This window comes from Bacteroidia bacterium (assembly GCA_023228875.1).
GTDB lineage: Bacteria > Bacteroidota > Bacteroidia > NS11-12g > UBA955 > JALOAG01.
Genome location: JALOAG010000070.1, coordinates 1 through 2,629 on the forward strand (window position 1 = coordinate 1; position 2,629 = coordinate 2,629).

Here is a 2,629-nt window from a genome sequence, read left to right on the forward strand (position 1 = left end):
TTTCTATTTCAAGCTCTATTTCAAATTTTCCGGTTGAAGATATTTCTACTGCCTGTTTTATTTCTATTCCGACATTTTCATTTTCGTATTCCCTGTCTGTTCTCACAAGCAGCATTTCTTCCGTTTTTTGTGCTGTTTTATTTATTTTCAGTGTTATTTTTTCATTCAGTTTTACTTCTTTATCCTGTTCTGGACTTGTCATTATTATTGCATATTCTTTAGATACAAGTTTTACTCTTGTTCCTGTTGCATCATATATTGATGCACTTATTATTGGTCTTCCATCGCTCTGTATTTTATATACTCCGGTAAACACATCTGCACTTTTCTTTCTTGCTGCTATTCTTGCTGGTGTTCCCTGAAATTCTCTTGCTTCAAATACCAGTGTATGTCCGGTTTTTAATGGTTCTGACTGTTTTGTTACTATTGTAAGACTTCTTCTGTCAACCGGGTTTACAAATACTGCCATTGCAATTCCATATCCTGTTTCTATTGCTTCAAACAGGTTTGGTAATGCGTTCCCTTTATCATCTCTTATGTTTTTTATGTTCAGTATGTTATCGCTTCCGCCTGTAAATCTGTCATAAGGTATTTCTACTTCTGCTTCTATTACTCCTACTTCCTTATCTGCTTCTGTTGGGTATTTTCTATTTGTATATTTTGTTATTTTTGCTTTATATGAATTAAGATAGAGTTCAAGTCCTGGGAAGTATGTATCCATTCTTACATTAAATGGTATTACCATTTTTACTTTCCATTTTCCTTCGCCTGCTACTTCTACATTTGCTTTCAATGTGGATTTTACTATTTGAGCATTTTCTGTGGATATTGCAAGGCTTCCTGCATATTTTTCTTCTACTTCCTGTATTACATCGTTTCCTGAGTCTTCAAGTTCTACTTTTATACTGTGTTCATAAGGGTCTGCTGGTGCTTTAAGCTTGAATGTATATTTTATCTGACTTGTTGTGTTAAGTGTTTCTCCTATTGTCAGTTTTATTTCATGGGTTATTTCGCTGTACTGCATCAATACCTGTCCTGCTGCCGGGAATCCTGTTTTTATTATCTGGTAATTTGTTCCATTTACTTTAAATGTTGAGCTTTCTGTGTCTGTCCCTGTGTCATATATTCCGGGTATTGTCAGTTTTATTATTTTTACTCCATAGTCTCTTGTGTTGAATCCAAAATCTGCGGTAAGTTCAAATTCGTTACTGTCTGAATTTCTCTGCATGAAGTTTGGATTAAGCAGTGCTGTTGCCTGTGTTGCTATTGCTCTTATTTCTATATTCAGTGTAGAAGTTGGTATTGTCGCTCCTGCATTACCTGCTTTTGCTTTTATTGCTCTGTCGTTTTCTGTATCTGTTACATATACTGTTACTTCATTTGTTGTATATACTGGATTTTCACCTGTATTTGCTGTAAATTTTATTTCTATTCTTTTATTTGGGTCTGCTGAATTTATTCGGTCTGTCAATACTAGTGTATATGTATTTGCGCTTCTTTCTTCTGTATATGTTGTATCTTTTACAAGAAGCACTCCTTTTGCTCTGACTTCTGTTATTTCATGGTTTGAAAGTGTTCCAGGCACTGTCATTCTTACTTTGTTTACACCTGAATTATTCCCGAGTATTTCAGGTCTTACTGTAAGTGTGAATGTTTCTTCTTTATTTATATTTGTGCTGGAAGGATTACCCATATTTGTTGTGCTTATTTCTGCATTTACATTTATTGCTGGTGTTGCTACTGTTTTTACTGTTACACTTGATGTGTTTATAAATTCTGTTGCGTTTCCTTCAAGTGCCTGCACCATGAAATCTGTTCCAAATCCATCATCACCTACTGCATAGCTTCCAAAATGGTATTTTCCATATCCTGTGAATTTTTTACCATCATCTGTTACTGCTGGTGCATTTATTTTAAATTTCAGTTTTGTTGTCATATTCTGAGTTATTGTGTTTTCAAGATATACTCTCAAATATGTTTTATCTTCTATTGTTATTGTTCTTATATCTTCAAGTGTTATTTCCGAATCAGCTTCATCTGTAAGCTCTATATCTGACGGTGTGCCATATCCTGCTGGTATTTCAACTACTATCATATTTATTCCACGGTTTCCGGGAGCAAAACTATGTTTCATATAATAATTTACCTGATTCAGAATACTTCCTACCATTACAACGTTTTCACCTTCTCCTGTAAAGCTTCCGTCCTGACTTGTTATTTCAAGTTCTGACAGTACGCTGTTTACTGCGTTGGCTGCTATTACATTCAAAGTATCATAGTTTGAAGGGTTCCCTGCAACATTGCCCTGTCTTGCTATTACTCTTACATCTTCAAGGTCATCATAAGCGTATATTTCAAATGTTCCTCCCCATGGTGCATTCTGTGTTAATGGGGTATCTGCTTTCCATATTATTCTTACTGTTTTATCTGTTTCCTGAAGTATTTCTCCAAATTTTATGTCAAAATAATTTGCCTGGGTATTTGGATTTATATATACTGCCTTTCCTATCGGGTTTGGATTACTGTTATTTATTGCAAAAGGTGTTGCTCCTACCCATACTTCTGTTCCTTCTGCTGGGCTCAGTTTCCAGTTTGTATATCCCTGTGGAACCTGCACTCTGAGTTTTCT

The 2,629-nt window shown here is 35.0% G+C and carries 1 protein-coding gene; it reads right to left on the minus strand.

From position 1 onward, the window contains the following. Nucleotides 1–2,617: hypothetical protein (locus M0R38_13400; protein ID MCK9482732.1), on the minus strand; the 2,617-nt coding region annotated here is incomplete at its 3' end. Nucleotides 2,618–2,629 lie beyond the last annotated feature (12 nt).